This window comes from Arthrobacter sp. B0427-1-12, assembly GCF_059092905.1.
Genome location: NZ_JBNHIC010000121.1, coordinates 1 through 3,310 on the forward strand (window position 1 = coordinate 1; position 3,310 = coordinate 3,310).

Here is a 3,310-nt window from a genome sequence, read left to right on the forward strand (position 1 = left end):
TCCGTCCCCTGCATGGTCAGAGGAAAGTCCTCCCAGTGCGCCTGGTCGGACAGTTCGGGGTTGAAACGGCGGATGCGCACGGTGACCTCAAAGGTCGACAGGGCGGTCTCGCCTGCTGATTCTGGAAGATCGATCCTGGATGCGGGCTCGGCGGGTTCGGTCGCCATGGAAACCACTCCCTAAAGGGGCCTTGGATGGTCGCGGGAGTCTTCACGGCAGTACGGGGGATGTGGAACACATACTACCTGCCGGGACAGCCGGGCGCACCGGCCGGGATGCCGGCAGGGACAAGGAGGCCCGGAAAGGCCTTGTATGTCTTGTATAAATCACTAGAATTTCCTATCAGCCACCGGAGGAACCGCATGCAGGGGAGCAGGCGGCTTCGGTGGAGAGGCAAGAGGGCAATGGCCGCAGTAATCCAGCAGGTGGGACCTGCGCCCCGGTCGTCGGCGCGAACAGTAGAGGCACGGGACCGGGTTCTGGACCGCCGGTGGACGCCGGAGCAGCTGCACATTGTGGCTGCCAAAGACCGGCAGGTCCAGCGGCATGTCGAGCACATGCCGGCCCGGATTGCCCTGAGCGGTCAGGCCCGGACCGTGGATGCGGCCGCCGTCCGCTCCCTGGTCGTCGAAACCATGGGAGGCATCTGCGGAACGTACTGGATGGTTGCGGCCCTGCAGCTGGCACAGCTGGCACTGGCCTGCCCGCAGCTGCTTACCGCGGCCCAGTACAACCTTCTGCTGGCTCCTCTGGAAGCTGCAGAAGAAATCCCGGTGACGTTCAACGCCGCCATTGCTGCATAACTGCAAGACCCGGGCCGTCATCGGTGGTGGTTAGCTGCGGCGGGGGAGCGGGGCGGAGGGCAGTTCGGGTGCTGGCAGCGGGGGCAGGGTGTTTCCGGGGACGGTTCCGAAGCGTGCCTGGCGGTAACCGGGCGGGGCCGGGATAAAGGGTCCGGGGCCGATCTGTTCCTGCCAGCCGGAGCGGGCGTCGGCGATTTCCCCGTGGGAGCGGCCGATGAAGTTCCACCACATGACGATGGGTTCACCCAGTGGTCTGCCGCCTACCACCAGGGCCCGGGCCGGGGTGTACCGGAACGCGGACAGCGTGAGGGTTCCGGTTCCGGCAGGCAGGTATCCCAGCGTGTCGGGGGTCAGGGCGGTGCCGTTGCAGGTGAGGCTGCCTTCGACGGCGAGGATGCCGTATTCGAAGGATGCGTCCGCGGCCAGCTGCGCCTGTCCGCCGGCATGAAGGGTGATTTCGGCTGCCATCAGTGGTGAGAATGTCCGGGCCGGTGAGGCGCTGCCGGCAAGGGAGCCGAGCAGTACCCGCACTTCATGCCCGGTTCCGTCGGCGGCCGGCGGTGCGTACCGGGTGAAGCCGGGGTCGGTGAACCGGGCTCCGGCGGGCAGGGCAATCCAGAGCCGGAGTCCGTGCAGAACCGTGGTGCCTTCGACGGATACCTCCGAATGGCAGACCCCGCGCCCGGCCGTCATGAGGGCGACCTCACCGGGGCCGATGACGGCGTGATTGCCGGCGCTGTCACGGTGCTCAATCCGGCCGCTGAAAAGCCAGTGGAGGGTCTGCAGCCCGGTGTGGGGGTGCGGCGGGGTCCGCACACCGCCGGTGGCCGAGAGGTCCTGCGGCCCGTAACGGTCGATCAGGCACCACGGGCCGATCAGGGTCCGCCGCCGATGGGGCAGGGACCGGCGGACAGCAACACCGTCCGGCCGGGACGGCCGGACGGTCCGCGGATCCACAATCTCCGCAACGGCGTGCTCAGCGCGTTCCACACTGCTCATCGTGTACTTCCTCATGGCGGCTCTCTGAGCCGGTACTGCCGGGAAAGGCGCCGGAGAGGGAAGGCGCCCGGACCGGATAAGAGGACGGCGGAGGGCTTATCCGCCGGTTTTTCTTTTGGCCGATTCCACGCGCTGCCGCAGTTTTTCCTCGGCCTCGTCACGGCGGCGCCACAGGGCCCGCAGGTCCTTGTTCGCGGAGGATCCGGGACCGGGCCCGGCCTTGACGGTTTCCGGCAGGCGGGGCGGGCAGGCCCGGGTGGCCTCGGATGCTTCATCGCGCATACGCTCAATGGTCCCACCGCCGCGGGACCGGGAGAAGCAAGGATCCAAACACATCGAAACAGGATCCCAACACGTCTAAACAGGCGGAGCGGAACGTTTCAGGCGAACCCGTCCCGCTCCGGGGCGTCCATGTGGCAGGCACCTGATGGATTCCGGCCCATCGGCCCGGGACAGGGCAGGGGCATTAGCCCCAGGTAATTTTCATCGAGGCCGGGGGCCGGAAGAACGGAGTGCCTGCCGGACGCCGGCAGGCCGGCCCTGCCCTCCGGGAGGAGTGACCGTCGGGACGGCGGGTGGCACGGGTTATTAGCGGCCGGTCCGTCCTATTCTTTCAATCTGTCTCGGCGCCAGGCCGGAGGCGGCGGCCAGATCCGGCACCGGCACACCCTGGGCCAGCCCTTCTTTGATCATCTCCCGCAGAAAGGCATCCGCCTGATCCAGACCAAACTGCAGCAACTCCCTGTCCGCGGCGGCCACCCGGACCCTGTCAAGGCACTCGTTGCTGATGTTCTGCTCCACGCCCTCCCCCTTCCGGGAACCAGCCGGTGCCCGTCCTGTCTGCGTGCCGGCCCGTGCTGCTGCCTCGTCCCTGCTCCGGCCCGCCCCGTACCGGTCCCGCCGGCCTGCGGTTGACGGTAGCCTACGGCCTGGACACCGCTTCCGTGAATACTTCGGTGCTCTTGCCCCTCCGGCCTCAGGTGCCTGCGTTTCCGGTCGTTTTTCCGGGCCGGAGGTCCTTAGAGTTCATCGTCGGCTGCCGCTTCCGGGCCCACTGGCCTCTGCTTGAGGTCCCGGGCCATCACGAGCAGTTCACTGCGGCTGATCCCGGCCACGCCATCGAGGCGCTGGCCGATCCGGTCGGCAAGCTGGTCAACGGACAGAGTGTCCGAGTCCGGCGTCAGTTCCTGCATGATGCGGCTGATCCTGCTCAGCAGCGCGTGCGGATCCATAGTGATCATCATTGACCGGTTTTTCCGTTCTTCGCCCTGCCCGCCGCCCCTGCAGCAGAGGATCCAGCCGGGCGTTTGTTCCTGCGGCACAGGGCTACACCCGTACGGGCACAGGCCTGCCACAGCAAGCCGGTCAGCACCAGAGACACCGCCGGTTCGCTTACCGATGCACATGGCGACATATGCGCTGATATCGGCGCTTGTGGGATGAGCTGGGTGTAATGCCTGGCTCCGGCTCTGGAAGTTTCCTGCCCGTGCCGGCGCAGCGGCGGCTAC

Annotated in this window: 5 protein-coding genes; 1 reads left to right on the forward strand and 4 read right to left on the reverse strand. The window is 67.2% G+C overall.

The features are described 5' to 3' along the window. Window positions 1–404 precede the first annotated feature (404 nt). A complete protein-coding gene (locus AC5RWU_RS23905) occupies window positions 405–803 on the forward strand; it encodes a hypothetical protein (RefSeq protein ID WP_493986662.1) in 399 nt (132 codons plus the stop codon). A 30-nt stretch (window positions 804–833) separates the two neighbouring features. On the opposite strand, the gene AC5RWU_RS23910 is transcribed toward AC5RWU_RS23905, so the two are convergent. The 4 genes from AC5RWU_RS23910 to AC5RWU_RS23925 form a co-directional block, all read right to left on the reverse strand. Further along, window positions 834–1,802: a pirin family protein gene (locus tag AC5RWU_RS23910; protein WP_493986663.1), complete on the reverse strand. Its 969-nt coding sequence runs from the start codon at window positions 1,800–1,802 to the stop codon at window positions 834–836. Between the two features lie 96 nt (window positions 1,803–1,898). After that, window positions 1,899–2,084: a hypothetical protein gene (locus AC5RWU_RS23915; RefSeq protein WP_493986664.1), complete on the reverse strand. Its 186-nt coding sequence runs from the start codon at window positions 2,082–2,084 to the stop codon at window positions 1,899–1,901. 306 nt (window positions 2,085–2,390) lie between these two features. Next, entirely contained in the window at window positions 2,391–2,603 is a 213-nt protein-coding gene (locus AC5RWU_RS23920; protein WP_493986665.1) for a hypothetical protein, read from the reverse strand. Window positions 2,604–2,821: 218 nt separating this feature from the next. After that, window positions 2,822–3,310 (reverse strand): hypothetical protein (locus AC5RWU_RS23925; protein ID WP_494037346.1); only part of this gene is annotated, 489 nt, incomplete at its 5' end.

Excerpts from the sequence above, each read along its gene's own strand:
- AC5RWU_RS23905 (WP_493986662.1), top strand. The coding sequence starts at position 405 with ATGGCCGCAGTAATCCAGCAGGTGGGACCTGCGCCCCGGTCGTCGGCG.
- AC5RWU_RS23915 (WP_493986664.1), bottom strand. The coding sequence starts at position 2,084 with ATGCGCGATGAAGCATCCGAGGCCACCCGGGCCTGCCCGCCCCGCCTG.
- AC5RWU_RS23910 (WP_493986663.1), bottom strand. The coding sequence starts at position 1,802 with ATGAGCAGTGTGGAACGCGCTGAGCACGCCGTTGCGGAGATTGTGGAT.